Origin of the sequence: Mesorhizobium sp. M0715 (genome assembly GCF_040320355.1) — a bacterium.
Lineage (GTDB): Bacteria > Pseudomonadota > Alphaproteobacteria > Rhizobiales > Rhizobiaceae > Mesorhizobium.
The window spans coordinates 115591-141606 of the sequence record NZ_JAMYPL010000016.1; the positions used below are offsets into that span (position 1 = coordinate 115591).

A 26016-nucleotide genomic window follows, 5' to 3' on the forward strand; every position below is an offset into this window, starting at 1 on the left:
TACAGCCGCTTTCGCCGCCGCACCCCTCTCCATCTTGTCGCCCGCGCCGCCGCGGCGCGTTCCCTGCCCCGTATCAGCCTCGTCCACACGGGCAAAGACCGGCAAACGCGCAGCCGCCGCGGCTGCCCGATTGGCGTACGCTTTACCCTGACACGGAACGAAGGCTTTGATGTCTGGATGGGATATCATGGGGCACTATGGGCGTCAACGGGATTAGGCTTCACAAACACGCGCGCCGCGACCAATGAGAACAGCCTCGACGACACGTCTCGTCTTTATCGTCTATTAAGCCTAACGAAGCGTTTAGAGCCGCTTGGCCCAACCGGACGCGCCTTGCCGCGCGCCGCTGCAGGGCATAGCGTCTCGCCACATCTCGTCGGTCGCAAACAGGGTTGGAAATTCGATGTCTGAAACAGCAAAGTCACGCGCTGCAGCACTTCCTCATCTGCGTCGCAGCGGGCTTGCCATGGGCGATTCCATTCCCCTGCCCCTGACCATGGCCGCCATTTTTCATGCGCCCGGCGACGCCACCGGCTTCAACCAGTATGGCCGCTTCAGCAACCCGACCTGGGACGCGGTCGAACATATGCTGGCTCATCTGGAGAGTGCGCCGTGCGTTGCCTTCCCTTCAGGAATGGCGGCAATCTCGGCGGGGTTTTTTGCCATGCTCAAGGGCGGCGACCGTATCCTGCTGCCTTCAGACGGCTATCACACGACACGGGCTTTGGCCGATCGCTTCCTCAAGCCGCTCGGCATCACCTACGACGTCAGGCCGACCTCGACCTTCCTCGATGGCGGCTTCGATGGCTATCGGCTGGCGTTTGTCGAAACCCCTGCCAATCCGGGGCTGGATATCTGCGATATCGCCGCCGTTGCCGATGCTGTTCACAAAGCCGGCGCGATCCTTGTCGTCGACAACACGACCATGACACCGTTCGGCCAACGGCCGCTCGACCATGGCGCCGATATCGTCGTTGCCGCCGACACCAAGGCACCCAATGGCCACTCCGACGTGCTGTTCGGCCATGTGGCCAGCCGCAATGCCGATATCATCGCCGCCGTGACCGGCTGGCGCGAAGTTTCCGGCAGCATTCCCGGACCATTCGAAGCCTGGCTGGTGCATCGCGGCCTGGAGACACTGGATGTGCGCTTCGATCGCATGTGTTCCTCGGCGGAAGTCATCGCGCGGCGGCTGCAGGGCCATCGGGCAATCAGCGGTCTGCGTTATCCCGGACTGGAAGGCGATCCGTCGCACAACCTTGCCCGCGCCCAGATGGAGCGCTTTGGCTTTCTCATTTCTTTCGAGCTCGCCTCGGAGGACAAGGCCGAGGATTTCATCAACAATTGCGCCTTGATGCAGGCCGCGACATCCTTCGGCGGCGTCCACACCTCCGCCGAGCGGCGCTTGAAGCGAGGCGATGCCGTTGCCGCCGGCTTCGTTCGCCTCTCGGTCGGCTGCGAGCCGGTGGACGAGCTCTGGAAGGCGATCGAGGCGTCACTGGACAAGATCGGCGGCTGACGAAACGGCTACGCGCCGACGTCATCGGCCTCGATGTTGCGCTTGCCATGCAGCACGCGGATTATTTCGATCGCATCGTCATCGACCCGGTACAAGGTGAGATAGTCGCCAACGACCAGATGACGGATGCCTGGCGCGATGTCGTCGCGCGGTGCGCCTAAGAAGGGATAAGTGGCAGTTGCCGCCACCGCGCCTCGATGCGATCGAGCAACCGATCGGCCGCAGCCTCGCTGTCGCGTGCAACATGAAGCCAGATCGCGATCAAATCGTCTTCTGCGCGCGCATTCCGGACGATGGGCAGCAGATTCATGCCGCGTCGTCAGATCGCAGGCGTCTCCTCGCTTCAGCCTTGATGTCATCCATTGACGCAAATCGACCAGGCCCGCTGTCGATCCCTTCCTGCACCAGCTTGCGCAATTCCTCGACCGTGTAGCCATGCAGGTCGCGCCGGTCTTTCCACTGTCTGAGCGCGTCGCGGATCACTTCGCTGGCCGATGCATATTCGCCGGCGGCGACTACACCGTCCACCGCCGCCGCCAGTTCCGGCGACAGCGTGATGCTGCGTTTGTCGACCTGTCCCATGAGAGGCTCCCGATGCTATCAGCTGATCCATGGTACGATTTAATCGCACCAGTTTCAAGCAATAGCCGGCCCTCGCTCGCATGGATGGATCGGTGAACAAACTTGAATCAGCAGGCGCGCCCGAGGGCGCAACCTGTTGATATCAAGAGACTTCTCTTCGATATCGCGGGAGAAAAAATTGCCAGCTGGCCTGTAAGCCGGGTTCTGTATGGCCCTCGCCCCTTGCGAGGCGAGAACGTGGCGGCCATTCATCTTGGGCGCATGTTGCCATGCGCCTCACGCAACCTACCCGGACGGTGAGCCGGAAACAGCCCTCGAGAGTTTCCCCTCGCACCGTCCCTATTCGGTCTTGCTCCCGGTGGGGTTTACCGTGCCGCTCCTGTTGCCAGTCGCGCGGTGGGCTCTTACCCCACCCTTTCACCCTTACCCCGAATCCGGCAAGCCGGATCGTGGCGGTTTGCTTTCTGTGGCACTTTCCCTGGGGTCGCCCCCGCCGGCCATTAACCGGCACCGTGTTTCCATGGAGCCCGGACTTTCCTCACCCACGACCTTTCGGCGTTTGCGGGTGCGGCCGCCCAGCCAGCTGGCAGAGCGTATAAAGGGGTTCACGCCCGAAAACGCAAACGAAAAAGCAGACTTATGCGGGCGATCCCAGCGCAGCCATCTGCACCTTCACCTTGCCGCAATAGGCTGCCGACACCGGGTTCATCCGCGTTGCGGCGTGGCCGGCATTGTATTTCAGAATTGTGCCGCAGGTCGTGCCGCCGCCGAGGCTCCGCGCCATGGCAAGGTATTTCATCCCGTATTTGATGTTGGTGTCGGGATCGAACAGACCCTTGGCGGAGCCGCTATAGCCCATCATCCGAGCCGTGGCCGGCTTGATCTGCATCAGGCCGATCTCGCCGGCGCCGCCGACGATGTTGGGCCGATAGTTGCTTTCGATCTGGATAACCGCCGAGGCGAGCGATACCGGAACGCCTTCGATCGCCGCATAGCGGGCAACGATTGCGGAATACTGCCCGCTGCTGGCCACCGTGGCCGCCGAGGCTGCCGCGTTCCGGACACCGATCGACGCCGTTGCCGTCATGTCGACGGTTTTTCGGCCACGCTTCGTCTGCTTTCTGGCGGACTTCTTCGGCTTGGACCAGCTTGCTTTTTCCATTTTCGCGGAAGCCCGCTTCGTCGCCTTGGCGTCCTGGCCTGCCTTGCCGCTTCTGGCCTGTGGGGCCTTGCCGCTTTTCGCGGATGCCACGACAGGCCCTTGATCGGCTCGCGGGCTGAGGGGCGCGGCATCTGCGGCACTGAAGGCAAAAGTCATTACGCCGGCAGCAAGAGCTGCCGTTAAAACGGTAAATTTCTGCATGTGATCCTGTTCTGTCTGAACCGCGCGAAGATGTTCGCGCAGCAACGCCTAACCAACGTCGGAACAACCCGGGGGCTTGGGGTCCGACATCTACACGTCAGCCGTTTGACGCCCGAATTGGTGTCAAACAAGGCCAGGCAAGTCACTTTGAGTGACAGCTTGTAACTTAAGGATTGGAAAGAATTGCTTGGAAGAGGCTTCCCGGGGGTCAGCGCCTCACGGAAGCAAGCAGCCTTTGCAGCGTCCGCAGCGTCGAGCCGTCGGCAACGCCGTCCACCTTGCGCGGCCGGAAATGACGCTGGAAGGCCTCGACCACCGCCTCGGTCTGCCGGTCGAAAACGCCGGATATTTCAACGCCATAACCGTAGAGCGCCAGCATCGACTGCAACGCTTCGACGTCGCCGCCGGTGTCGCCGGTTGTCAGAGTGGCGCCTCGCCTGACGGGTGCGGCCGCCACGAGATGACCGACACCGGCCTCGAACAGCGTCCGCCACGGAAACTTCTCGCCGGGATCGATCTTGCGCCCCGGCGCAATATCGGAATGCGCGAGTACCCGCTCGGCGGCGATCGAATGCCGACCGGCGATCCCACGGCACAGCCCGATCACCGCATCGATCTGCCGCCGGGGAAAACCGGGATAACCCAGCGAATGCCCCGGATTGACGATCTCGATGCCGACCGAACAGGAATTGATGTCGGCCCGTCCGAACCACGAACTCTTGCCGGCATGCCAGGCGCGGTCGCTTTCCCTGACCATCTGCAGGATATGGCCATTCTCGTGGACGAGATAATGCGACGAGACCTCGCTGGCCGGGTCGCAAAGCCAAGCCTCGGCCCCGGCGCCGGTCGCCATACCGGTGTAGTGCAGCACGATCATGTCAGGCCTGGGCGTCTCGCGCCGCGGGCCGAAATTCGGCGATACCCTGACTTCGGCACGTGGCTCGTCGGGCAGAAAGCCGCTCATGCGTGGCGCAGGCCCCGCTCGATCATCTCGTAGGCGGCGTTGATCGCCGCCACCCTGGTGGTCGCGATCTTGATGAATTCCTGAGGCAGGCCGCGCGCGATCAGCCGGTCCGGATGATTGTCGGAAACCAGCTTGCGATAGCGTTTCCTGACCTCTTCGAACGGCTTGCCGCGCTCGATGCCAAGCACGACATAGGGATCCCCGGCGCCGAGATTGACGTGCCGCGCCATGATGGCCTCGTAATGCGCTTCGTCGATGCGGAAAATCTCGGCGATGCGGTGCAGGAAGTGGCCTTCGCGCTCGTGCACCAGCCCGTCGGCCTTGGCGATGTGGAACAGACCGTCGAGTATGTCCTCCAGCATCACACAATTGGAATGCCCGGAACCGCACATCTGCGCCATCCGCTCGGCATAGGCCTCGAAACCGGCCACGTCGCGCTGGGCGAGATCGAACAGACGCGCCACATTGCGCGTCTCCTTCGGCGGCACTTCGAATATTTCCTGGAACGCGCGCACCTCGTCCTGGGTGACGATGCCATCGGCCTTGGCCATCTTGGCCGACAGCGCGATCATCGCCACCGAAAAGGCGACACGCCGGCGCAAATCCGCATCGCCGGCGAAAACCGTGCGCACGGCCTCGACCACGTCGGCGACACCCGACGAGGCTGAGGATGAAACGCGGGTGATGAATTCGCCGAGGCGATCCCAAATCGACATGGCCTGCTTCTTAGAGCCACCGCCCGCTCCTATCAAGCCGGGACAGTGCCGCAGGCTTTGCGCGACAAATCGATCGGACTCGAACGCCACGGCGCTCGGACAATATGAAAAAGGCCAGCGCGAGCCGGCCTTTCTCATTCATCACACGAAGTACTGCTTGCTCACTACTGCGCGGGCGCAGGAGCTGGTGTTGCCGGAGCCGGCTCGGCAGGCTTCTCGGGTGTGATGCTCTTCGTGGTCGAATTATCCGTTGCCGGAGGCGTCGCGGCCGGCGGCGTGGCTTCCGGGGTAGCCGGCTTCATCGGTTCCTCGGCGGCCGGCGGATTGGTGCTCTGGGTGGTCGTATTGTCCGTGCCGCTGTCACTGCAGGCGGCGACGCCAAGCAAGGCCAGAGCGGAAACGGACGCGAGAATGAGCTTTTTCATTTTGTCTCTCCTTCAACACACGCTCACGTTGCCGTGAGCGGTCGAAGGACAAATGCGTCAGACGACCATGAGTTTCGTAACGTTGCGTTTCGACATGTAACATCGTCTGGTTCATTTGCGATTGCCGCTCAGGCCGTGGCGAACTAACAGCATGTGCACCACCGATCGAACAGAAGAGCGCCAGGGGCTGTCATGACCGAAAAATGGGATTTCTGGATCGACCGCGGCGGCACATTCACCGATATCATCGGCCGAGATCCGGAAGGCGGGCTGCACCCGCGCAAGCTTCTCTCCGAAAACCCCGAAGCCTATAACGATGCCGCCATCCAGGGCATTCGCGACCTTCTCGGCTTGTCAGTCGGCGACACGATCCCGAGCGGCCTGATCGGCGACATCAAGATGGGCACCACGGTCGCCACCAATGCGCTGCTGGAGCGCAAGGGCGACCGCGTGCTTTTGCTCATCACCAAGGGCTTTCGCGATGCGCTGAAGATCGCCTACCAGGCGCGCCCCGACATCTTCGCCAAGGAGATCATCCTTCCCGAACAGCTGTACGAGCGGGTCATCGAAATCAACGAGCGCGTGCGCGCCGATGGCCGCGTCGAACAATTGCTCGACATCGCCGCCTGCCGGCCGGCGATCGAACAGGCCAGGGCCGATGGCATCGATGCGGTCGCCATTGTCTTCATGCACGCCTGGAAATACCCCGACCACGAGAAGGCTGTGGCGAAAGTCTGCCGCAAACTTGGTTTCAGCCAGGTCTCGGTCAGCCATGAAGTCTCGCCACTGATCAAGCTGGTCGGCCGCGGCGACACCACCGTGGTCGACGCCTATCTGTCGCCGATCCTGTCTCGATACGTGCAAAGGGTGGCGGGAGAGTTGGGCGTGGCGCCCGGCCAATCGCCTCGCCTCATGTTCATGATGTCGTCGGGCGGTCTCACCGCCGCCGACATGTTCCAGGGCAAGGACGCGCTGCTGTCGGGGCCCGCCGGCGGCGTCGTCGGCATGGTCGAGACGGCCAGGCTCGCCGGTTTCGGCAAAGTCATCGGCTTCGACATGGGCGGCACCTCCACCGACGTCGCCCATTATGACGGAGAGTATGAGCGCGCCTTCGACACCGAGGTCGCCGGCGTGCGCATCCGTGCGCCGATGATGCGCATCCACACCGTCGCCGCCGGCGGCGGCTCGATCCTGCACTATGAGGCCGGTCGCTTCCGGGCCGGACCGGATTCGGCTGGCGCCAATCCCGGCCCGGCAGCCTACCGGCGCGGCGGCCCGCTCGCCGTCACCGACGCCAACGTCATGCTTGGCAAGCTGCAGCCCGATTTCTTTCCGGCAATATTCGGACCCGGCCAGGACGAACCGCTCGACGTCGAGACGGTGCGAGCAAAATTTGCAACACTTGCCGCCGAAATCGGCGATGGCCGGTCGCCCGAGACTGTCGCCGAAGGGTTCGTCACCATCGCCGTGGAGAACATGGCCAACGCCATCAAGAAGATCTCCGTCCAGCGCGGCTATGACGTCACCGAATATCTCCTGAACTGTTTTGGCGGCGCCGGCGGCCAGCACGCGTGCCTGGTCGCCGATGCGCTCGGCATGGAAGCGGTGCTGATCCATCCCTTCTCAGGTCTGCTGTCGGCCTATGGCATCGGCCTGTCCTCGGTCTTTGCCTCGCGCCAGCAGGCGCTGCTGAAACCGCTTGCCGAAGAGTCCAGAACGGAGATCGGCAACCTCATTGCCATCTTGAGAAAAGCCGTCATCGCCGAGCTCGCGGCGCAAGGCATCGGCGAGGATGCGGTCGCCACCAAGCCCGTGCTGCACATTCGCTATGACGGCACCGACACGACACTGCCGGTGAATTTCGAGGCGGATTCGATTTTCCAGGCCAGGCGCGATTTTGAAATCGCCCACAAGGCGCAGTTCGGTTTCGTCTATGACGACAAGCCGATGATCGTCGAGACCGTCGGCGTCGAAGGCACCGACACCGGCGGCACCGGGCGCGACGAAACTGAATCGCGAACCGAAGACCTTGCCGTAAGCCCTTCGCAAACCCGCGAAATCTTCACCGAAGGAGAGTGGCACACTTCACCCATCTTCCGCCGCGAGGCGCTGAAGCCGGGAAACAGGATTGCGGGACCCGCCTTGATTATCGAGCCGAACCAGACAATCGCCATCGAGCCGGGCTGGCAGGCCGAAATCACCGCCAGGAATCATGTGCTTCTGCGCCGCGTCGAGAAAAAGCGCCGGCAGGCAGCGCTCGGCACCGAGGCCGATCCGGTCATGCTGGAGGTCTTCAACAATCTGTTCATGTCGATCGCCGAGCAGATGGGTGTGACGCTGCAGAACACCGCCTATTCGGTCAACATCAAGGAAAGGCTGGATTTCTCCTGCGCCGTCTTCGATCGCACTGGCGCGCTGGTCGCCAATGCGCCGCACATGCCGGTACATCTCGGCTCGATGGACCGCTCGGTCGAAACCGTCATCCGGCTGAATTCCGGCGACATCCACCCCGGCGACGTCTTTGCCCTCAACGCACCCTACAATGGCGGCACGCATCTGCCCGACATCACCGTGGTGACGCCGGTGTTCGACGACGCCCAACGCGAAATCCTGTTCTGGGCAGCCTCTCGCGGCCATCATGCGGATATCGGCGGCACGGCACCCGGCTCGATGACGCCGCTTGCCACCACGGTCGACGAGGAAGGCGTGCTGTTCGACAATTTCCGCATCGTCGATCGTGGAAAATTCCGCGAGAAGGAGCTGGAAACGCTGCTCACCGACCACCGCTACCCGGCCCGCAATCCGCACCAGAACATCGCCGACCTCAAAGCGCAGATCGCCGCCAACGAGAAGGGCGTCGCGGAACTGCGCAAGATGGTCGCGCATTTCGGCCTCGATGTCGTCGAAGCGTATATGGGCCATGTCCAGGACAATGCGGCTGAAAGCGTGCGCCGCGTGCTGGAGCGGCTGCCCGATAGTTCGCAGTACGAATACCCGACCGACACCGGCCAAATCATCAAGGTGAAGATCACGGTCAACCGGCAAAAGCGCGAGGCGACCGTTGACTTGACCGGCACGTCGCCGGGCATGAAGAACAATTTCAACGCGCCCGAACCCGTCGCCCGAGCGGCCGTGCTCTATGCTTTCCGCGTCATGGTCGAGGACATGATCCCGATGAATGCCGGCTGTCTGCGGCCAATCAACATCATCATTCCCGACGGCTGCATGCTGAAACCCGCCTACCCCGCCGCCGTCGTCGCCGGCAATGTGGAGACCTCGCAGCATGTCACCAATGCGCTGTTCGGCGCCATGGGCGCCATGGCCAACGCGCAAGGCACGATGAACAACCTGACCTTCGGCAACAAGACCTACCAATACTACGAGACGATCTGTTCCGGCTCGCCCGCCGGCCAGATGAACTCGGGCCGCGGCTTTGCCGGCACCTCCGGCGTCCACACCCACATGACCAACTCGCGCCTCACCGACCCGGAAGTGCTGGAATTGCGCTTTCCCGTGCTGCTCGAGGATTTCCACATTCGGGAAAACTCCGGCGGCAAGGGCAAATGGAGCGCCGGCGACGGCACCAAACGCACCATCCGCTTCCTCGAAAAGATGGAATGCGCGATCCTCTCCTCGCACCGCAACCGCCCGCCGCAAGGGCTGGACGGAGGCGGCGATGGCGAGGTCGGCTCGACCAAGGTCCGCCGCAAGGACGGCACGATCGACATGCTGAAAGCCTGCGACCAGACCGTGCTGCAGGCCGGCGACGCCGTCATCCTGACGACGCCGACGCCGGGCGGGTTTGGCAAACTGTAAGGAGGCGTCAACAGGCTGTCACCGGCCTGTCATGACCCTGAGCTACCCGCTTGCGGCAAAGCAAATGGGGAATCATCTTGCCATGACGGACGTTTCCGCTGATCTGGTTTTTCGCCGCGGCAAGGAAGTTGGAAAGGCCGTCTACCAGAACCGCCCGCTGTCGAAGGCCGGCATTTCGGAGCGGCTGTTCGCCTTCCTGTTTTCCGGCCTCGTCTATCCGCAGATCTGGGAAGACCCCGATGTCGACATGGAGGCGATGCAGCTTGGCCAGGGCCACCGCGTCGTCACCATCGCCTCCGGCGGCTGCAACATCCTGGCCTACCTCACGCGCTCGCCGGCCCGGGTCGACGCCGTCGACCTCAACACCGCGCACATCGCGCTGAACCGCATGAAGCTGGAGGCGGTGCGCCATTTGCCATCGCAGGGCGACCTGTTCCGCTTCTTCGGCGCCGCCGACACCAGCCACAATTCGAAAGCGTATGACCGTTTCATCGCGCCGCATCTCGATCCGGTCAGCCGTCACTACTGGGAGCGCCGCAACTGGCGCGGCCGCCGTCGCATCACTGTGTTCGACCGCAATTTCTACCAGACCGGCCTGCTCGGCCTGTTCATCGCCATGGGCCACCGCACGGCAAAATTCTTCGGCGTCGACCCTGCCGGCATCATGCAGGCCAAGAACATCGGCGAGCAGCGCCGCTTCTTCAACGAGGAGTTGGCGCCGGTCTTCGACAAGGAGCTTTTGAAATGGGCGACGTCGCGCAAGGCCTCTCTGTTCGGCCTCGGCATTCCGCCGGCGCAGTACGATTCGCTGATCACTTCTGGCGACGGCACCATGGCCAGCGTGCTGAAAGCCCGGCTGGAAAAGCTCGCTTGCGATTTTCCGCTGGAGAACAACTATTTCGCCTGGCAGGCCTTCGCCCGGCGCTATCCGAACCCCGGCGAGGCTGCCCTTCCCGCCTATCTCGAAAAACAGAACTACGAGACCATTCGCGGCAATGTCGACCGCGTCGCCATCCACCATGCCAATCTGATCGAGTTCCTCGCCGGCAAGGACGCAGGCGCGGTCGACCGCTTCGTCCTGCTCGACGCTCAGGACTGGATGACCGATGACCAGCTCAACGCGCTGTGGGCGGAAATCACCCGCACCGCATCGGCCGGCGCCCGCGTGATCTTCCGCACCGCCGCCGAACCCAGCCTGTTGCCGGGCCGAGTCTCCAGCTCGCTGCTCGACCAGTGGGACTATCAGGACCAGGCTTCGCGCGAATTTTTGGCCCGCGACCGCTCGGCCATCTATGGCGGCTTCCACCTCTACGTGAAGCGTGCGGCATGAGCACCAGCGAGTTGCCGGCCAGCCCCGAATTCAAGGCCAACCATGCCGAACTGATGGACCGCGTCTACCGCTGGCAGCGCCATATCTACGACCTGACCCGCAAATACTACCTGCTCGGCCGCGACCTAATGATCTCGGGGCTCGACGTGCCTGTCGGTGGCACCGTGCTGGAGCTCGGCTGCGGCACCGGCCGCAACATCATCCTGGCCGCGCGTCGCTACCCCGACGCCGGCTTCTTCGGCCTCGACATTTCAGCCGAAATGCTGGAGACGGCCAGCGCCGCGATTGCCCGCGAGGGCCTGGTCGATCGTGTCACGCTCGCCCAGGGCGACGCCACGGGATTCGATGCCAAGGCGCTGTTCGGGCGCAACGGCTTCGATCGCGTCTTCGTGTCCTATTCGCTGTCGATGATCCCCGGCTGGGAAAAAACTGTGTCGGCAGCGCTGGCCGCGCTGTTACCGAACGGTTCGCTGCACATCGTCGATTTCGGCCAGCAGGAAGGCCTGCCCGGCTGGTTCCGGACCTTGCTGCGCGGCTGGCTGAAAAAATTCCACGTCGCGCCGCGTGAATCGTTGCGCGAAGTGCTGGAATCGGAATCGCGGCGAACCAGCGCAAGCTTCCGTTTCCGCACGCTTTATCGCGGCTATGCCTGGCTGGCGGTTATCAAGATCACTTCCTGAATATTGCCGTGGGAAAGGCACATAAAGGCGAAGCAGCCACGATCCGTTGGATCAACGTTGCCTTATGACCCCGAGAGCGGTACACTATCTCACATGCATGGAAGCATGTGGTGATCATCGGCTTCAGGGATGAATGGCTGCGGGCCTTCTTCGTGGAAGACACCCATTCTCGCAACATTCCGTCCGATCTCGAAAGCCGTTTGTTCCGCAAGCTCCAGATGATTGACGACGCGATGATCGATCAGGATTTGCGTGTGCCGCCCAGCAATCATTTCGAGAAGCTGCGTGGCATTCTCGAAGGCTTCCATTCAATACGCGTCAACAAGCAATGGCGGCTGATCTTCCGCTGGGACGGCGGCCGCGGTGAGGCGTCGGACATCTATCTCGACGACCACAGCTATAAGTGAGGTGAGAACATGTTGATGACCGCACGCAAGCCAGCAACGGTTGGCGAAATTCTCACGGAAGAATTCATGCAACCGCTTGGCCTTACGCAGGCAGCTTTGGCCGAGGCGATGGGGGTCCAGCGCAAACATGTGAACGAATTGTGCAACGACCGCCGCAACGTGACGGCGGCGACCGCGCTCATTCTGGCACGGGTGTTCGGCAACAGCCCGGATTTCTGGTTGAACGTACAGCGCCGCAGCGATCTTTGGCAGGTCATGAACTCGCCCGACGAGCGGGCGCGGGTTGATCGCGCCAAGCCTTTGGCGACAGCTGCATAGACAAGAGTTACGGCGCGCTAGTCTAATGTAACGCCTTGATTAACGCCGCCACCATCGTCTGCGGCCGGTAGCCGAGCTTGGCCGGCGTTAGCCCCAGCCGCACGACCACCAGTTGTTCCGAGGGAATGATGGCGACCGTCTGCCCGTCATGACCTTCCATCCAGTAGGTGTCCTTGGGCAGGCCTGCGGCGACGCCGGCGCCGGGGTTTTCCTCATCGCCAGGGGCCTCGATCCACAACTGGCCTTTGCCGTAGACTTTCGAGGCAGCTGCCGGCTCCCGCATCCAGTCGACGAAGCCGGCCGGCAGGATCTGGTTGCCGTTCCACACCCCGCTTTGCAGCAGGAACTGGCCGAAGCGCGCCCAGTCATGGGCAGTCGCGTAGAGATAGGATGAGCCGACGAAGGTGCCTTGCTCGTCGGTCTCGAGCACCGCACTGTGCATGCCGAGCGGCTCGAACAGCGCCGTGCGCGGCCACGTCAGCGCCTTGGCCTTGTCGCCGATCGCGTCCTGCCAGAGGCGCGACAGCATCACCGCCGTGCCGCTCGAATAGGAAAACTGTTTGCCGACCTCTGCAGCCAGCGGCTTGGATTCGGCGAAGCCCGCCATGTCAGGTTCGAGATAGAGCATGCGCGTGACGTCGGCGACGTCGCCATAATCCTCGTTGAACTCCAGCCCGCTCGACATCGCCATCATGTCGGCGAGGCGGATGGCAGTGCGGCCGTCCGCCTTCCACGGCGCAAACAGGTTTTTGTCGTCGAAAGCCATCTTGCCGTCCTTGACCAGCGTGCCGACGATGGCGGCGTTCACCGTCTTGGTCATCGACCAGCCGAGCAGCGGCGTCTTGGCGGAAAAGCCATCGCCGTAGCGCTCGCCGACGACGCGGCCATTCTTGACCACCACCACCGCGCGCATGCCGGTGCCGGCCAGCGCCGCATCGTCCAGCAGCTTGGCAATCACCGGATCCTGTGATGCCTCGACGCGCTCGCCTTGCGGCCACAGGTCGCCCATGGTGGCCGCCGACGGCTCCGCTTGGATCGCGGTCCGCCGCGCCTTGCCTACATCGCCGTCCGGAACCGAAGCGCAGCCCAGCCCGTCACGGGCGACGGCGATGCTCTTGCCGAGGAAGCCGAACAGGCCCGCCGACACCGTTCCCCTGTTCTTGTCCACCGAAACCCGCATTAGCCGCAGCAGGGGATGCCCGGGCGCCTGCACGTCGACGGCAAGCACCTCATTGGGATCGCGGCCGGCAATGAAGACGTTCGAACAGACGATCTTGGCCGAGTAGCCCGAGCCGACCCTGATCAACTCCGGCGGCGCGATATAAAGCCAGGCAAAAAGGGCGGCGATCGCCAGAACGATCAGGCCAAGCAGCCATTTGACGATCTTGACCACGATCCGCATTTATTTCCTCCGGGCCCTGCGCGACCCTTATGTCATCGATTTGCCGCCATTGCTTCCGCAAATCACAATGCTTGTCGAGCGCCATCAACGGATTATCAACCATGATCGGCGATCACAGGATATGCTGAGCGATGCTGTGGGGCGATCGCTCGGAGGGGGCCCGATCACAAAACCGGCCATCAGTGTATAGACCCATCAGCGACCGGCTGAATCCGGCTCGGGAATTGCGATGCGCCGTCTTGCGGGCCTCATCATGCTGACGCTGCTTGGCGCCTGCTCGACCGTGGACGATCTCTCGCCGCTGTCGCCGTCCGCTTCGAGCAGCCCGACGGTTGCCGTGCGCGCGCCGCGCTTTGCCGATTCCAAACCGCATGAATGGGAAAGCGGCGCGCCCTGGAACTATGCCGTTCACGGCACCGACGTCTCCAAATACCAGACCTCGGTCGACTGGCCGGCGGCCAAGGCCAGCGGCATCTCCTTCGCCTTCATCAAGGCGACCGAGGGCGGCGATCGCTTCGATGAGTATTTCAACGAGCATTGGACCCGCACGAAAGCTGCCAGCGTTCCGCGAGCCGCCTATCACTTCTACTATTTCTGCACCCCGGCTGCCGTGCAGGCGCGCTGGTTCATCCGCAACGTCCCCGTCGACCGCTCGGCGCTGCCGCCGGTCCTCGACATGGAATGGAACCCGCAATCGCCGACCTGCAGGCTGCGTCCCGACGCTGCCACGGTGCGCGCGGAGATGACCACCTTCCTTGAAATCGTCGAACGGCACTACGGCAAGAAGCCGATCATCTACACCTCGATCGACTTCTTCGACGATAACGAGCTGTCGAGCTTTCGCGGCTATCCCTATTGGCTGCGCTCCGTCGCCGGCCATCCGCGTGAGAAATACGGCAGCCACCCCTTCACCTTCTGGCAATACACGGGAACCGGCATCGTTCCGGGCGTAAGCGGCAAGTCCGACATCAACGTCTTCAACGGCAGTGAAGCCTCCTGGAACAAGTGGCTGCGGCAGAACACCCGTTGACACCGGGCCTACCGCCTGCTTTTCGACACAGCCAGCGGTGAACAGTGCAACCGCCAGTAATTCAGGGCGTTGGGCTTCCGGGGAGCACAACAACTGCCCGCTATTCGTTTCGAGAGGAAGCTGATGCGACTGCGTTCCAAAGTCCTCGCGGCTGCGCTGACCCTGTGCGCCACGGCCTTGCCGGCGATGGCGCAGGAATGCGGCGGCGACTTCGAATCCTGGAAGCAGGGCGTCGCTGCGGAAGCCAAGGCGGCTGGCGTAGGTACAGCGGGTCTCGACGCCCTTGGAGCGGCAACCTTCGACGACAAGGTGTTGGCACGCGACCGCGCCCAGGGCGTCTTCACCCAAACCTTTGTCGAGTTTTCCAACCGCATGATCTCGGCCTATCGCCTGAAGCAAGGTGCGGCAAACCTGAAGAAATACGCCGACGTCTTCGCCCGCGCCGACCAGCAGTTCGGCGTCCAGGCGCCGATCATCGCCGCTTTCTGGGCGCTGGAGACCGATTTCGGCGCCGTGCAGGGCGACTTCCACACGCTGAGCGCCCTGGTGACGCTTTCCCATGATTGCCGCCGGCCGCAGCTCTTCCGGCAGCAGCTGGTGCCGCTTCTGGAGCTGATCGATCGCGGCGTGCTGCCGGCCGATGTCAGGGGCGCCTGGGCCGGCGAGATCGGCCAGACGCAGATCCTGCCCTCCGACTATCTGGCACGCGGCGTCGACGGCGACGGCGACGGCAAGATCGACCTGCGCGGCAGCGTGCCCGATGTGATCATGACCACCGCCAACAAAGTGCTGTCGCGCGGCTGGAAACGCGACCAGCCCTGGATCCAGGAAGTCCGCGCGCCCGAAGACATGCCGTGGGACCAGACCGGCCGCACCAACAAGCTGCCGCTGTCGCAGTGGGCGCAATGGGGCGTCACCTACCCTAGCGGCGCGCCGCTGGTCGACAACGGCCTGAAAGCAGGCCTGGCGCTGCCGATGGGCCGCAAGGGGCCTGCCTTCCTCACCTACGACAATTTCGACGTCTATCTCGAATGGAACCAGTCCTTCACCTATGCGCTGACGGCAGCCAACCTTGCCGCACGACTCGCAGGCGCGCCGCCGCTCGACCCGCGCAGTCCCGAAACCGGCCTCAACAACGAGCAGATGAAGGCGTTGCAGATCAAGCTGGAAGCCAGGGGCTACGATGTCGGCACTGTCGACGGCATTTTGGGTACCAACACCCGCGAGGCGATCCGCAAGGAGCAGATGCGGCTAGGCCTGCCGGTGGATGGCTGGCCGACGCCGGAGCTATTGGGGAAATTTTAGGGCAGTAGGCAGTAGGCAGTAGGCAGTAGGCAGTAGAAAATTACTCCGAAAGCCGTGCCTGCCACCCCTATTCCCTATTCCCTATTCCCTATTCCCTATTCCCTAATCCGCCATCGTCTCCAGACTCGCAAACCCCTGCGGCGCGTCGCCCTCGTCGAACGGCGTCGTCACCTCGACGAAGGTGTCGGGGTAAAACCCGTTGAATCGGGTCCTCAGCGACAGCGAATAGGCGCCGATATGGCCGATCTCGATCCAGTCGCCGGTATCGACCGTTTCCGGCAGCCAGAATGGCCGCGACAGGATGTCGACGGAATCGCAGGTCGCGCCGCAGACCTTGAACGGCACGATGTTCTTCTCCTCGCCATTGCGCGAGCGGATCGCAGGATCGGGAATGAAGCGGGCCGGCAGCGTGATCTTGCCGGTCCATGAATCCGACAGCGACGCCCAGATGCCGTCATTGATGTAAAGCCGCTTGCCCTTGCGCAACAGCACCCGCACGATCAGCGACAGGCAGCGCGCCACGATCACCCTGCCCGGCTCGGCCACCAGCGGCATCTGGTCGAACTGATACTCTTTCAGATCGCCCGAAAGCCGCGACATGATCTGGCCGAGCGACGGCATCTCGATCTGCTTGCGGTTGGGATCGTGGCCGTATTCGGCGGGGAAACCGCCGCCGACGTCGAGCCCTGCAATATCGAAGGTCAGCCGGTTGCGCACCCAATCGGCGGAAGCCAGCGCCCGCTCATAGGTGTCGGGATCCTCGATCTGACTGCCGACATGGAAACACAGACCAACCTTGTAGCCGGTGCGGTTGAGCCGCTCGGCCAGTTCGACCGCATAGGCCGGCCCGGCGCCGAACTTCTTCGACAATTCGTAGGCGGCATGCCCCTTGGTCTGCACCCGCACGAACACGCTGATCGAGCCCGGATCGATGTCGAGCGCCCGCACCACTCGCGTCAGCTTGGTGATCTCGTCCTCGTGATCCAGCGAAATGACGCGGATGGCGTATTTCTCCAGCGCCAGCTTGATGTCCGACTGCGCCTTGACCGGATGCATGTAGAGCATCTCGGCATCCGGAGAGACCGCGCGCACGGCGGCGAACTCGCCCGGCGAAGCGACGTCGAAAGCCTTGACACCGGCTTCGACCAGGGTCTTCAGCACGATCTGCTCGCCATTGGTCTTGACCGCATAGGCGGTCTTGCCGGGGAACATGCCCATGAACTGCCTGGCATCCGCCATCAGCACTTGCGGGCGGAAGCAATAGACCGGATCGTCCGGACGAAGCGCCAGTGCCGCCTCGCGGGCATTTTCGAATCGCTGCATCGACGAATCCTTGACCTAGCCTGCGCACAATTAATCCAAGCTAGCGGCTAATGAAAACAATTCTGTGTCTCGTGCGGCTGACGCAGCGGCGCTAGGTCTTTGCCAGCAACGTTTGCCAGCGATCAGGTTTCGGGTGGCCCTTGTCACTGGCGCCGATATGGCTTCTGCCTGAGTGACTGGCATTCAGGCAGTCTGGGAGGGCGACTCACATGGCAATGGCCGCGACATCCGCACCACGCGGGCCGATGGTGCTCAAGGATTGGGGGCAACTCCTGCTGCTCGGCGCGATCTGGGGCGGCTCGTTCTTCTTTGCGCGCATCGCGGTGGCGGAACTCCCCCCGCTGGTGCTGGTGCTGTTTCGCGTCGCCATCGCCGCGATCGCACTGCAGATCTATCTCGGCCTGCGCGGTCCGTCCTTCCGCCTCGCGCTTCCGCATGCAGGCCTGTTCTTCCTGCTGGCGCTCACCAACAATGTCGTGCCCTTCTCGCTGATCTTCGCCGGCCAGACGGAGCTTGGCGCCGGCATCGCCTCGGTGCTCAACGCGACGACGCCATTCTGGACGCTGATCCTCGCCAACGCGCTGACATCCGACGAAAAGCTCTCCTGGAACAAGCTCGCCGGCATTGCGCTCGGCATCGCCGGTACGGCCGTCATGATCGGCCCCGGCCTGCTTACCGGGCTCGGCGGCCCGGTCTGGGCCAAGTTCGCGCTGATCGGTGCTTCGCTGTCCTATGGTATTGCGCTGATGGTCGCCCGCCTCTTCAAGGGCGTGCCCTCACCGGTCATCGCCACCGGACAGTTGACGGCGTCGACCATCATCATGATCCCGATCGTGCTCTTCACCTACGGTCCATCCGGCCTGTTCTCGGCCTCGCCCCCGGTCTGGGCGGCGGTGCTGGCGCTGGCGCTTCTGTCCACCGCCTTCGCCTACATCCTCTATTTCAACCTCGTCGCCTCGGCCGGCGCGACCAACGCCTCGCTGGTCACGCTTGTCGTGCCGGCCAGCGCCATGCTGCTCGGCTTCCTGTTCCTTGGCGAGCGGCTGGAGCTGTTCGAAATCGGCGGCGTGGTCCTGATCGCGCTCGGCCTCGTCACCATTGACGGGCGGTTGTTCGGCCGACGTTAGAGCGCCGCGCGTCCACTGGACGCGCAAAGAATGCTCTAACCGCCTAATTGCCCCCGCATCGCGAAAGCCGAATTAGGCTTTAGCGGGGGTAGCGCTGCCATGACACAGCAGCGACACGAGCGGGCCACATTTTATTCACAGGTCTGAAGCCGGTTTTTGCCTAGGAGTTTCAAAGCCTAACGGCAAAAGACATGTCGCGGATTTCACAATCACGTCGCAATGCAGCACATTTTCCGCTTGCCTGTGGCACAAATGAACCTAGACTCCATGACATAGCTCTTTAAGAGGAGGCTATGTCATGGGACTTACGAGGCCTATCAACGCATTGATGATCTGTGCTGCGTTCGCCTTTATCGGAGCCCTTATTATGGGCTTCCTTCCCTGACCGCCAAAGCGGGGAAGACCAGCACCCAAATAGTCCAACCAATTCAAAAGGCCGGGTTTTTCCCGGCCTTTTGTTTGAACCCGACCTCAAGCCGCGGCTGATCCGGCCGCCGCCGCCTCGTGCGAGCGGATGCCGATCATATGGCAGATGGCAAAGACCAGATCGGCGCGGTTCATGGTGTAGAAGTGGAAATCGCCGACACCGCGCTCGACCAGATCCATCACCTGTTCGGCTGCCACCGCCGACGCCACCAGCGCATGCGTCTGCGGGTCCCGGTCAAGGCCTTCGAAACGCTCCGCCAGCCAGCCGGGCACATGCGCGCCCGCCCTGGCGGAAAAGTTCGCGACCTGCCTGAAACTGTGAACCGGCTGGATTCCCGGCACGATCGGGATGTAGATGCCGGCGCGGCGGACGCGCTCGACATAGCGCTCGTAGAGATCATTGTCGAAGAAGAACTGGGTGATGGCGCGCGTCGCGCCATTGTCGACCTTGCGCTTCAGCATCTCGATGTCGGTGGCGAAATCGGGACTTTGCGGATGCTTTTCCGGATAAGCCGCGACGGAGATGTCGAAGTCCGCGATTGCCTTGAGCCCGGCGACCAGCTCCGCGCCGTTCTCGTAGCCACCGGGATGCGGCCGATACGGTTCGCCGACGCCGGAGGCCGGGTCGCCGCGCAGCGCCACGAACCGGTTGATGCCGATCGACCTGTAATCCTGGATGACCGCGTCGACCTCGTCGCGTGTTGCACCGACGCAGGTCAGATGCGCCGCTGCAGGAATACCGGTTTCCGTCAGGATGCGCTTTACAGTGCGCGCGGTACGCTCCCGCGTCGAGCCGCCGGCGCCGTAGGTCACCGAGACGAATTTCGGCTTCAGCGGCTCCAACTTTGTTACCGTCTCCCACAGCCTCGCTTCCATCTCGTCCGTCTTCGGCGGGAAGAATTCGAAGGAAACCCTGACCTTGTCGCCAATGTCGGGGCGGCGGGAAAAGCGGAACTGGTTCATGCGATTTCCCCTATCGAGTTCGCTTTGGCCTGCCTTGTGTCGTTGGAAGGATCGGCGATCAAGAGGCGCCGGTCGCGGCCAAGCCAGAGTTTTACGGTGAGCCTGGCCTCGTTGCCGCCGCGCGGCTCGAATTCCTGACTGTCTTCAAGATCGAGGCCGGCGTCCGAAAACCAGTCGGCGATCTGCCGGTCGGAAAAACCGAGCCGCATATGCGCGTGCTCCTCGCGCAGGAATTCCAGCGCATGCGGCGCGAAATCGACGATGACCAGGCGTCCGGCCGGACGCAAAAGCCGCGCCGCCTCGTGGATGGCGCGGGCGGGATCGTCGAGATAGTGCAGCACCTGATGGATGGTGACGAGATCGAAGGCATCGCGCTCGACCGGCGGTGCGAAGATGTCGCCCTGCCGAACCTGTGCGTTCGAAACCCCGGCCTTGTCGAGATTGGCGCGCGCCACGGTCAGCATCTCGCGCGACATGTCGATGCCGACACCGCGCCGATAAAGCGGCGAGAAGATTTCAAGCAGCCGCCCGGTGCCGGTGCCGAGATCCAGCATCGACTGGAACGGCCGCTTGCCCACCAGCTTCAACATTGCGGCTTCGACGGCGCGGTCCGGCACATGCAGCGAGCGGATATGGTCCCAGCTTGCCGCATTCACCGAAAAATACGCGACCGCGCGGTCCTGCCGCTTGCGCTTGACCGAGGCCAGACGCTCAAGATCGCGCTCGACCTGCGGATCGGCGCCGCGAATGCCGGAAACCAGTCCCATGACGAAGTCACGCGCTGAATCCGCATCCGACAGACGGAAGAAGGCCCAGGACCCTTCCTGGTAGCGGCCGATCAGCCCGGCCTCCAGCAAGAGCTTCAGGTGACGCGAAACGCGCGGCTGCGACTGGCCGAGAATTTCGGTAAGATCGGAAACCGTGAGGTCGCCGCGCGACAGAAGTGCCAGTATGCGCAATCGGCTGGATTCGGCCGCCGCCTTCAATGTATCAACCATGGTGTCGAGCGAGACATGCATCAGCGTATTCTCTTTGAAAAGATATAAACATATGTTTATGTCGGTTTTCGAAACCTTGCAAGCGCTATGTCGCTTCCGGACCAGAAAATGCCGCTCGTGTGGCGTTTTAAGAGACGCGGGCCATGACTGAAACGCGTGAGATGTTTGAGGCGCGCGAAGGGGAGCAGAGGCTGGAAAACGATCCGGCCCTGATGCCGCCTGATGGCGGCATCGTCTTCATCGGCCGCATTGCCTCGCCGTGGACGACGCGCGAAACCTGCCCGAAGAACATGCGCGTCGCGCGCGAGACCGGACAGAAGGCGGTGCTGACCATCGACGCGCCCTACCGAAGGGGCCTGCAGGGGCTGGAGCGCGCCAGCCACGTCATCATCCTATCCTGGCTGCATCATGCGCCGCGGACTCTGATTGTGCAGAGACCGCGCCATGCCGTTGAAGCGAAAGGTGTATTTGCGCTGCGCTCCCCTGCCCGCCCGAACCCCATCGGGCTGCACATCGCCAGGCTGATTGCCGTCAACATCGAAACCGGCCGCATCGATCTCGACGCCATCGACGTGCTCGACGGCACGCCGGTCATCGACCTAAAACCCTATTTCGCCTCGACCGACGCCATATCAGAGGCGACCATCGAAGGGCGCGACGAGCCCAATGGGATCCGGCGATGACAGCGCCGACCGGCCGCCGCCGCGCCATCGCCAAGGCGCTGACCGCACTTCTGCCGCTGGCGCCCTATGCCGATATGGAGAAGATCCGCACCGACGCCGGCGCGGTTCACATGAAGACCCTGCCGCCGGGCATCGCCGTATGGCTGGCGACCATTGCCCATATCCGCCACATGCACACCGATTACGAAAAACTGCTCAGCGAAGGCTATGACCGCGACTCGGCGCGTTTCTTCGTCATCGAGCAGACCAACATCGTGCTCACCCGCTGGCGCGCAACCCGCCTGCTCGACGCCGACGACGAGGAGGAATGACCACGGCTACTTCCGCTTTAGCACTGCGACCGCATTATAAGGCTGGCCGTCGGCCTGGCCGACCCAAGTCCAGGACAGATTTCCCTTGAAAAACCTGACCGTGATGTTGCCGCCGTCGATGCACTTGTCCTGCCCGTAGGTGATGCTCTCGTGGTATTCCGCCGAAATGTCGTCCCTGGACGTCTGCGACAGGGATCCGCCGCAGCCGAGCGACGGATAGTCGATGGACGCACCCCCATCATTGATCGTCATGGCGATCGCCCAATCAGCTCCGGCATCGCCGGCCGGGCTCTGGTGGCCGCTGCCGAGCCAGGTGCCGCTCAGCGTCGGCACATTCACCGCGCAAGGCACGTTCTGGAAGATCGACGTCAATTCGCTGCCGGTTTTCTCGCAGCGATAGGTCTGGCCGCTCTGGCACAATTCCTCGCCTTCGCGTGGGCACTGGGCGCTGGCTTGGCCCGCGGCGGCGAACATCATCATTGCCGCTGTGACGGCCCCAAACCTGCCCATTTTCCCCTCCCGTTCAGACCCGGAACGATAGGGCAATCGCGATCGAATGTATCGGCCAGATCGTCATGGAGGCCGAACAGCGCCGGGCGGGTGGCTCTATGCCTTCTGCCCAGCGCCGCTAGCCTCTCGCCTGCTTGACAGGAGGCCTCGATGAGCCGGACGATGGCAACACAGGACGAGAAGCAACTGCCCATAGTTGGCGACCGCCATGTCGACCCGCACTCCTACCCCGAGGGCGTCGCTTTCCTCGACGGCCAATATTTGCCGATGTCGCAGGCCAAGATCTCGGTTCTGGACTGGGGCTTTCTGCATTCCGACGCAACCTACGACACCGTGCATGTCTGGAATGGCCGCTTCTTCCGCCTCGATTTGCATCTCGACCGCTTCTTCGGCGGGCTGGAAAAACTGCGCATGACCATTCCCTTCGACCGCAAAGGCGTGGCCGAAATCCTGCACAATTGCGTGGCGCTGTCGGGTCATCGCGCCGCCTATGTCGAGATGCTGTGCACGCGCGGCGCCTCCCCGACTTTCAGCCGCGACCCGCGCCAGGCACTCAACCGCTTCATGGCGTTCGCCGTGCCGTTCGGCTCGGTCGCCAATGCCGAGCAGCTGCATCGCGGCCTGCGTGTCGCCATCAGCGACAAGGTGCGCATTCCGCCGGCCTCGATCGATCCGGCGATCAAGAACTACCACTGGCTCGATCTGGTGCGCGGCCTCTACGATGCCTATGATCGCGGCGCCGAGACTGCGTTGCTTCTGGACTTCAACGGCAATGTCGCCGAAGGCCCGGGCTTCAACGTCTTCTGCGTCAAGGATGGCAAACTGTCGACGCCTTCCATCGGTGTGCTGCCCGGCATCACCCGCCGCACTGTCTTTGATCTGTGCGCCGAAGAAGGTCTTGCAGCCACCGCCACCGATGTCAGCGTTGCCGCATTGCACGAGGCAGACGAGGTTTTCATCACCTCGACCGCAGGCGGCATCATGCCGGTGACGGAGATCGACGGTGTTCGGATCGCCGACGGCAAGGTCGGCGCGATCACCAGCCGGCTGATGGCGCTCTATTGGGAGAAGCACGAGGATCCGGCGTGGTCGAGCCCTGTGAATTATCCCTGATAGTCAGCAAGGTCTCGAGAAAAACCGCAAGGATTGAGGCCACCACTTTTGCTACGCTCCATGGGCAGCGCAGCCTGCCCTCAGGCTTGATAGATCCACTGCTCCGGCACGCGCACCGAGATTTCTTCGCCGGCCATGACCGTTCCCGGCTTCTCGACCCAGGCGACGACGCCGCGCAGCCGTTTCGCGACTTTCGGGAACAACAGCGCGCCGGCTCCGACGTCGGCCAATCCGGCGTTTTCGGCGATCGACCGGCCGGCGATGCGGCACGGGCCGTTCTGTGCGTCGACCTTGATGGTGACGCCGCCCTTGAAGAACAGCAGCGTGCCGGCCGGCAGCATGGAGAGGTTCGGCACCCCTTCGATCACAAGATTGGCGCCGATCCACTCCGGCCTGATCTCGGCCAGGCCCATGCGTTCGGCGACAACCGCCAGCTCGTCCGCCGCCACGACGGACAATTGCCGTTCGTTGCGTATTTCCGTGCCGCGCGGATACCAGGGCTCGCGCCCGCCCGAGCGCCGTGTCGGTCCGGCATGGAAATCGCCTGAAATGCCGTCGAAACCCAGCCGCAATTCGTCCACCGGGCGGGTCTGAAAATGATCCGCCGGCGCCACGTAAAGCGCTGCCGCCCTGGCGGCAAGCTTTCGCGCGGGGATGATTTCAACCGGCTTTTCAGCCTCGGGGAAGAGATCCGACATGGCGTTCTTTCCAATCGTCATTCGACGAGTTAGCCGGGCGGGCTCCGAGGCGTCCAGTCGAAAGTGCTGATCGTCCGATCAACAGCACCGATAGGATCGCGATCACGCTTTTCTTACCTTTCATCGATTTCGCGCCGCATTGCCGCCGCGCGGTGCCGGTTTCATGGTTACGTCCAGACAGTTTGCGGAGGCTGATCATGCGACCTGTGACGGCAATCACGTTGCTTTGGTTGATCTGGGCAGGAATCTGGGCCGTCGCCGCCCTGTGGTCCGACCCTGCCCAGAAGCGCGCCGGGTTCAGGGCGGAGGCCCGCTATCGGGGTCTATGGCTGGCCGGCGCGGTGCTGCTGTTCATTCCGGCGCACGGCTATGAAGGCCGGCTCAGGCTGTGGATGCCTGATCTCTCCGAAGCCTGGATCTGTGTCGCCCTGATCGCCATCGGCATCGCCTTTGCCTGGTGGGCGCGCCTGCATCTCGGCAGGCTGTGGTCGGGCGCCATCACCGCCAAGGCCGGGCATCGGGTCATCAATACCGGCCCGTATGGCGTTGTCCGGCATCCGATCTACACCGGATTGCTGCCTGGCGATCCTCGCCACCATGGCGGCCAAGGGCACCCTCTGGGGCATAGCCGGAACCGCCCTGCTCATCATCGGCATCGTGACCAAGGCAAGACTGGAAGAAAGCTTCCTACGCGGCGAGTTGGGCAGTGCCCGTTCGCACCAGCTTGACCAGACAAGCTTAAAGCATCCGCAACAGCGCACCACCTATCGAATACCCCGCGCCAAAGGCGCAGATCAGGCCGAAATCGCCGGGCTTCATGTCGGCGTGGTTCTCCGACAGCGCGACGATGGCGCCGGCGCCCGCCGTGTTGCCCAGCCGCTCCAGCACCATCGGCGCGCGGTCGTGGTCGACTTCGTGGCCGAACGACAGTTTCAGGATCATCGCATTCATGCGCGCATTGGCCTGATGCAGCCAGAAGCGCCTGATCGCCTGCGGCGTCAGCCCGTGCTCGGCGAGGAATTCGACGATGAATTTTTGCCCGGCGACGGTGACTTCCTTGAACACCTTGTTGCCGACCTGCTTGATCAGATTGCCTTCCAGGTTGATCATGTAAGGATCTTCCTGGGCGGTGCGGGTGTGATAGCCCAGATTGGTGCGGATGTTGTTCGACATCTGCGTCCAGACGCGCGTGTCGAGCACCTCGAAGCGCCCCGGCCGCTTGTCGCCCTTGGCCAGGCCTTCGACCACCATCGACACCGAAGCGTCGCCGAAGATGAAATGCGTCTGCCGGTCGCGGAAATTGAGATGCCCGGTGATGATCTCCGGCGTCGTCACCAGGATGCGTTTGTGCGCGCCCGACCGCACCAGGTTGACGGCGACGTGCAAGGCGGCCGCGGCCGAGGAACAGCCAAGCCCCATGTCGAAGCCGGCGCCCTTGGTGCCCAACGCCTCCTGCATTTCGATGGCGATCGCCGGATAGGGCCGCTGGTGATGCGAGGCCGAGCAGATCACCAGGTCGATATCCGACGGCTGCAGCCCGGCGTGGTCGAGCGCCTTCTTCGCCGAGGCGATGCCGAACTCCGCCTCCAGCGACAGCGCGTCGTCGGGCCGCGCCGGAATGCGCGGCGCCATCCGGGTCGGATCGAGAATGCCCTCGCGCTCGATGACATGGCGGGTGCGCACGCCCGAGGCGTGGACGATGAAGTCGCTGTCCGATTTCGGCAGCGGCGGCTCGCCAGTATCCTGGCGGCGCGCATTTTCCGTGTCGACCCAGGCATTGAAGCTGGCGACCAGTTCTTCATTGGTGATTGTGGGTTCGGGGATTTCAACGCCGATGCCGCTGATGATGACGCGATGCATGTCCAGTCCGTCCCATCCGCAGGCGCTGCGGCTTCATGTGGGCGCCGGAATGCTCCGGCGCAACAGTTTTCTCACCGAGGCGGTTTACGCCGGCTTAAACCAAAGATCTGGGCCGACTTAAGCCGATCCTTGACATGGCCACAGGCA

The 26016-nt window shown here is 63.0% G+C and carries 27 protein-coding genes and 1 other RNA gene; 13 read left to right on the plus strand and 15 right to left on the minus strand.

What is annotated here, in order from left to right; translation table 11 throughout:
- The first annotated feature begins 403 nt into the window (after positions 1-403).
- Positions 404-1519: a cystathionine gamma-lyase gene (locus tag NKI21_RS19625; RefSeq protein ID WP_352442233.1), complete on the plus strand. Its 1116-nt coding sequence runs from the start codon at positions 404-406 to the stop codon at positions 1517-1519.
- An 8-nt stretch (positions 1520-1527) separates the two neighbouring features.
- Here NKI21_RS19625 and NKI21_RS19630 read toward each other — a convergent pair whose 3' ends face one another.
- The 8 genes from NKI21_RS19630 to NKI21_RS19665 all read right to left on the minus strand — a co-directional run bounded on the left by NKI21_RS19630 (position 1528) and on the right by NKI21_RS19665 (position 5569).
- Positions 1528-1707: a type II toxin-antitoxin system RelE/ParE family toxin gene (locus tag NKI21_RS19630; protein WP_352442232.1), complete on the minus strand. Its 180-nt coding sequence runs from the start codon at positions 1705-1707 to the stop codon at positions 1528-1530.
- A complete protein-coding gene (locus tag NKI21_RS19635) occupies positions 1677-1829 on the minus strand; it encodes a hypothetical protein (RefSeq protein WP_352442231.1) in 153 nt (50 codons plus the stop codon). The genes NKI21_RS19630 and NKI21_RS19635 overlap by 31 nt, the downstream gene beginning before the upstream one ends.
- Positions 1826-2101, minus strand: coding sequence for a type II toxin-antitoxin system ParD family antitoxin (locus NKI21_RS19640; RefSeq protein WP_352442230.1), 276 nt, complete (start codon positions 2099-2101; stop codon positions 1826-1828). The genes NKI21_RS19635 and NKI21_RS19640 overlap by 4 nt, the downstream gene beginning before the upstream one ends.
- A gap of 177 nt (positions 2102-2278) precedes the next feature.
- An RNA gene (gene rnpB / locus NKI21_RS19645) (RNase P RNA component class A) lies at positions 2279-2688 on the minus strand.
- Between the two features lie 50 nt (positions 2689-2738).
- On the minus strand, positions 2739-3464 hold the full coding sequence (locus NKI21_RS19650) for a lytic transglycosylase domain-containing protein (protein WP_352442229.1): 726 nt from the start codon (positions 3462-3464) through the stop codon (positions 2739-2741).
- A 208-nt stretch (positions 3465-3672) separates the two neighbouring features.
- On the minus strand, positions 3673-4428 hold the full coding sequence (locus NKI21_RS19655) for an N-acetylmuramoyl-L-alanine amidase (RefSeq protein WP_352442228.1): 756 nt from the start codon (positions 4426-4428) through the stop codon (positions 3673-3675).
- Positions 4425-5144 carry a J domain-containing protein gene (locus tag NKI21_RS19660; RefSeq protein WP_128303483.1) on the minus strand — a complete coding sequence of 240 codons (720 nt, stop codon included), beginning with the start codon at positions 5142-5144 and terminating at the stop codon, positions 4425-4427. The genes NKI21_RS19655 and NKI21_RS19660 overlap by 4 nt, the downstream gene beginning before the upstream one ends.
- A gap of 164 nt (positions 5145-5308) precedes the next feature.
- Positions 5309-5569, minus strand: a complete 261-nt coding sequence (locus NKI21_RS19665) for a hypothetical protein (RefSeq protein ID WP_081734943.1) — start codon at positions 5567-5569, stop codon at positions 5309-5311.
- A 192-nt stretch (positions 5570-5761) separates the two neighbouring features.
- On the opposite strand from NKI21_RS19665, the gene NKI21_RS19670 reads away from it, so the two are divergent.
- The 5 genes from NKI21_RS19670 (at position 5762) to NKI21_RS19690 (ending at position 12120) form a co-directional block, all read left to right on the plus strand.
- Complete coding sequence (locus NKI21_RS19670; protein WP_352442227.1) at positions 5762-9385, plus strand: hydantoinase B/oxoprolinase family protein; 3624 nt, start codon at positions 5762-5764, stop codon at positions 9383-9385.
- A gap of 31 nt (positions 9386-9416) precedes the next feature.
- Complete coding sequence (locus NKI21_RS19675) at positions 9417-10715, plus strand: BtaA family protein (RefSeq protein ID WP_352442226.1); 1299 nt, start codon at positions 9417-9419, stop codon at positions 10713-10715.
- Entirely contained in the window at positions 10712-11395 is a 684-nt protein-coding gene (locus tag NKI21_RS19680) for a class I SAM-dependent methyltransferase (RefSeq protein ID WP_352442225.1), read from the plus strand. The genes NKI21_RS19675 and NKI21_RS19680 overlap by 4 nt, the downstream gene beginning before the upstream one ends.
- 110 nt (positions 11396-11505) lie before the next feature.
- Positions 11506-11802, plus strand: coding sequence for a type II toxin-antitoxin system RelE/ParE family toxin (locus NKI21_RS19685; RefSeq protein ID WP_352442224.1), 297 nt, complete (start codon positions 11506-11508; stop codon positions 11800-11802).
- 9 nt (positions 11803-11811) lie between these two features.
- Positions 11812-12120 (plus strand): HigA family addiction module antitoxin, encoded by a 309-nt coding sequence (locus NKI21_RS19690; protein WP_023813159.1) that lies wholly within the window; start codon positions 11812-11814, stop codon positions 12118-12120.
- Between the two features lie 22 nt (positions 12121-12142).
- Here NKI21_RS19690 and NKI21_RS19695 read toward each other — a convergent pair whose 3' ends face one another.
- Entirely contained in the window at positions 12143-13522 is a 1380-nt protein-coding gene (locus tag NKI21_RS19695; protein WP_352442223.1) for a serine hydrolase domain-containing protein, read from the minus strand.
- Between the two features lie 229 nt (positions 13523-13751).
- Between NKI21_RS19695 and NKI21_RS19700 the strand changes: the two genes are divergently transcribed.
- A complete protein-coding gene (locus NKI21_RS19700) occupies positions 13752-14552 on the plus strand; it encodes a glycoside hydrolase family 25 protein (protein ID WP_352442222.1) in 801 nt (266 codons plus the stop codon).
- A gap of 123 nt (positions 14553-14675) precedes the next feature.
- Positions 14676-15857, plus strand: coding sequence for a lytic murein transglycosylase (locus tag NKI21_RS19705; protein WP_352866859.1), 1182 nt, complete (start codon positions 14676-14678; stop codon positions 15855-15857).
- Between the two features lie 102 nt (positions 15858-15959).
- Here the strand turns inward: NKI21_RS19705 and NKI21_RS19710 are convergent, their stop codons facing one another.
- Positions 15960-17180, minus strand: coding sequence for an alanine racemase (locus NKI21_RS19710; RefSeq protein ID WP_013530936.1), 1221 nt, complete (start codon positions 17178-17180; stop codon positions 15960-15962).
- A 209-nt stretch (positions 17181-17389) separates the two neighbouring features.
- On the opposite strand from NKI21_RS19710, the gene NKI21_RS19715 reads away from it, so the two are divergent.
- Entirely contained in the window at positions 17390-18307 is a 918-nt protein-coding gene (locus NKI21_RS19715; protein WP_352442220.1) for a DMT family transporter, read from the plus strand.
- A gap of 471 nt (positions 18308-18778) precedes the next feature.
- Here NKI21_RS19715 and metF read toward each other — a convergent pair whose 3' ends face one another.
- Positions 18779-19696, minus strand: coding sequence for a methylenetetrahydrofolate reductase [NAD(P)H] (gene metF, locus NKI21_RS19720; RefSeq protein WP_352442219.1), 918 nt, complete (start codon positions 19694-19696; stop codon positions 18779-18781).
- The gene (locus tag NKI21_RS19725; RefSeq protein WP_352442218.1) at positions 19693-20715 is read right to left on the minus strand and encodes an ArsR/SmtB family transcription factor; all 1023 of its coding nucleotides are present in this window, start codon (positions 20713-20715) and stop codon (positions 19693-19695) included. The genes metF and NKI21_RS19725 overlap by 4 nt, the downstream gene beginning before the upstream one ends.
- A 122-nt stretch (positions 20716-20837) precedes the next feature.
- Between NKI21_RS19725 and tsaA the strand changes: the two genes are divergently transcribed.
- A complete protein-coding gene (gene tsaA / locus NKI21_RS19730; RefSeq protein WP_352442217.1) occupies positions 20838-21377 on the plus strand; it encodes a tRNA (N6-threonylcarbamoyladenosine(37)-N6)-methyltransferase TrmO in 540 nt (179 codons plus the stop codon).
- Entirely contained in the window at positions 21374-21688 is a 315-nt protein-coding gene (locus NKI21_RS19735) for a DUF2293 domain-containing protein (RefSeq protein ID WP_127260329.1), read from the plus strand. Before tsaA ends, NKI21_RS19735 begins: the two co-directional genes overlap by 4 nt.
- A gap of 6 nt (positions 21689-21694) precedes the next feature.
- Here NKI21_RS19735 and NKI21_RS19740 read toward each other — a convergent pair whose 3' ends face one another.
- Complete coding sequence (locus tag NKI21_RS19740) at positions 21695-22198, minus strand: hypothetical protein (RefSeq protein WP_352442216.1); 504 nt, start codon at positions 22196-22198, stop codon at positions 21695-21697.
- A gap of 150 nt (positions 22199-22348) precedes the next feature.
- Here NKI21_RS19740 and NKI21_RS19745 point away from each other — a divergent pair, with 150 nt between their 5' ends.
- Positions 22349-23311, plus strand: a complete 963-nt coding sequence (locus NKI21_RS19745; protein ID WP_352442215.1) for a D-amino acid aminotransferase — start codon at positions 22349-22351, stop codon at positions 23309-23311.
- An 80-nt stretch (positions 23312-23391) separates the two neighbouring features.
- On the opposite strand, the gene NKI21_RS19750 is transcribed toward NKI21_RS19745, so the two are convergent.
- Positions 23392-24009, minus strand: coding sequence for an MOSC domain-containing protein (locus NKI21_RS19750; RefSeq protein WP_352442214.1), 618 nt, complete (start codon positions 24007-24009; stop codon positions 23392-23394).
- Between the two features lie 197 nt (positions 24010-24206).
- Here NKI21_RS19750 and NKI21_RS19755 point away from each other — a divergent pair, with 197 nt between their 5' ends.
- Positions 24207-24737, plus strand: coding sequence for a methyltransferase family protein (locus NKI21_RS19755; RefSeq protein WP_352442213.1), 531 nt, complete (start codon positions 24207-24209; stop codon positions 24735-24737).
- 10 nt (positions 24738-24747) lie between these two features.
- On the opposite strand, the gene NKI21_RS19760 is transcribed toward NKI21_RS19755, so the two are convergent.
- Positions 24748-25869 carry a beta-ketoacyl-ACP synthase III gene (locus NKI21_RS19760; protein WP_023813172.1) on the minus strand — a complete coding sequence of 374 codons (1122 nt, stop codon included), beginning with the start codon at positions 25867-25869 and terminating at the stop codon, positions 24748-24750.
- Between the last annotated feature and the right edge of the window lie 147 nt (positions 25870-26016).

Coding starts and splice junctions, on each gene's coding strand:
- NKI21_RS19625 (WP_352442233.1), top strand. CDS start 404: ATGTCTGAAACAGCAAAGTCACGCGCTGCAGCACTTCCTCATCTGCGT.
- NKI21_RS19635 (WP_352442231.1), bottom strand. CDS start 1,829: ATGAATCTGCTGCCCATCGTCCGGAATGCGCGCGCAGAAGACGATTTG.
- NKI21_RS19640 (WP_352442230.1), bottom strand. CDS start 2,101: ATGGGACAGGTCGACAAACGCAGCATCACGCTGTCGCCGGAACTGGCG.
- NKI21_RS19650 (WP_352442229.1), bottom strand. CDS start 3,464: ATGCAGAAATTTACCGTTTTAACGGCAGCTCTTGCTGCCGGCGTAATG.
- NKI21_RS19655 (WP_352442228.1), bottom strand. CDS start 4,428: ATGAGCGGCTTTCTGCCCGACGAGCCACGTGCCGAAGTCAGGGTATCG.
- NKI21_RS19660 (WP_128303483.1), bottom strand. CDS start 5,144: ATGTCGATTTGGGATCGCCTCGGCGAATTCATCACCCGCGTTTCATCC.
- NKI21_RS19665 (WP_081734943.1), bottom strand. CDS start 5,569: ATGAAAAAGCTCATTCTCGCGTCCGTTTCCGCTCTGGCCTTGCTTGGC.
- NKI21_RS19670 (WP_352442227.1), top strand. CDS start 5,762: ATGACCGAAAAATGGGATTTCTGGATCGACCGCGGCGGCACATTCACC.
- NKI21_RS19675 (WP_352442226.1), top strand. CDS start 9,417: ATGACCCTGAGCTACCCGCTTGCGGCAAAGCAAATGGGGAATCATCTT.
- NKI21_RS19680 (WP_352442225.1), top strand. CDS start 10,712: ATGAGCACCAGCGAGTTGCCGGCCAGCCCCGAATTCAAGGCCAACCAT.
- NKI21_RS19690 (WP_023813159.1), top strand. CDS start 11,812: ATGTTGATGACCGCACGCAAGCCAGCAACGGTTGGCGAAATTCTCACG.
- NKI21_RS19695 (WP_352442223.1), bottom strand. CDS start 13,522: ATGCGGATCGTGGTCAAGATCGTCAAATGGCTGCTTGGCCTGATCGTT.
- NKI21_RS19700 (WP_352442222.1), top strand. CDS start 13,752: ATGCGCCGTCTTGCGGGCCTCATCATGCTGACGCTGCTTGGCGCCTGC.
- NKI21_RS19705 (WP_352866859.1), top strand. CDS start 14,676: ATGCGACTGCGTTCCAAAGTCCTCGCGGCTGCGCTGACCCTGTGCGCC.
- NKI21_RS19710 (WP_013530936.1), bottom strand. CDS start 17,180: ATGCAGCGATTCGAAAATGCCCGCGAGGCGGCACTGGCGCTTCGTCCG.
- NKI21_RS19715 (WP_352442220.1), top strand. CDS start 17,390: ATGGCAATGGCCGCGACATCCGCACCACGCGGGCCGATGGTGCTCAAG.
- metF (WP_352442219.1), bottom strand. CDS start 19,696: ATGAACCAGTTCCGCTTTTCCCGCCGCCCCGACATTGGCGACAAGGTC.
- NKI21_RS19725 (WP_352442218.1), bottom strand. CDS start 20,715: ATGCATGTCTCGCTCGACACCATGGTTGATACATTGAAGGCGGCGGCC.
- tsaA (WP_352442217.1), top strand. CDS start 20,838: ATGACTGAAACGCGTGAGATGTTTGAGGCGCGCGAAGGGGAGCAGAGG.
- NKI21_RS19735 (WP_127260329.1), top strand. CDS start 21,374: ATGACAGCGCCGACCGGCCGCCGCCGCGCCATCGCCAAGGCGCTGACC.
- NKI21_RS19740 (WP_352442216.1), bottom strand. CDS start 22,198: ATGGGCAGGTTTGGGGCCGTCACAGCGGCAATGATGATGTTCGCCGCC.
- NKI21_RS19745 (WP_352442215.1), top strand. CDS start 22,349: ATGAGCCGGACGATGGCAACACAGGACGAGAAGCAACTGCCCATAGTT.
- NKI21_RS19750 (WP_352442214.1), bottom strand. CDS start 24,009: ATGTCGGATCTCTTCCCCGAGGCTGAAAAGCCGGTTGAAATCATCCCC.
- NKI21_RS19755 (WP_352442213.1), top strand. CDS start 24,207: ATGCGACCTGTGACGGCAATCACGTTGCTTTGGTTGATCTGGGCAGGA.
- NKI21_RS19760 (WP_023813172.1), bottom strand. CDS start 25,869: ATGCATCGCGTCATCATCAGCGGCATCGGCGTTGAAATCCCCGAACCC.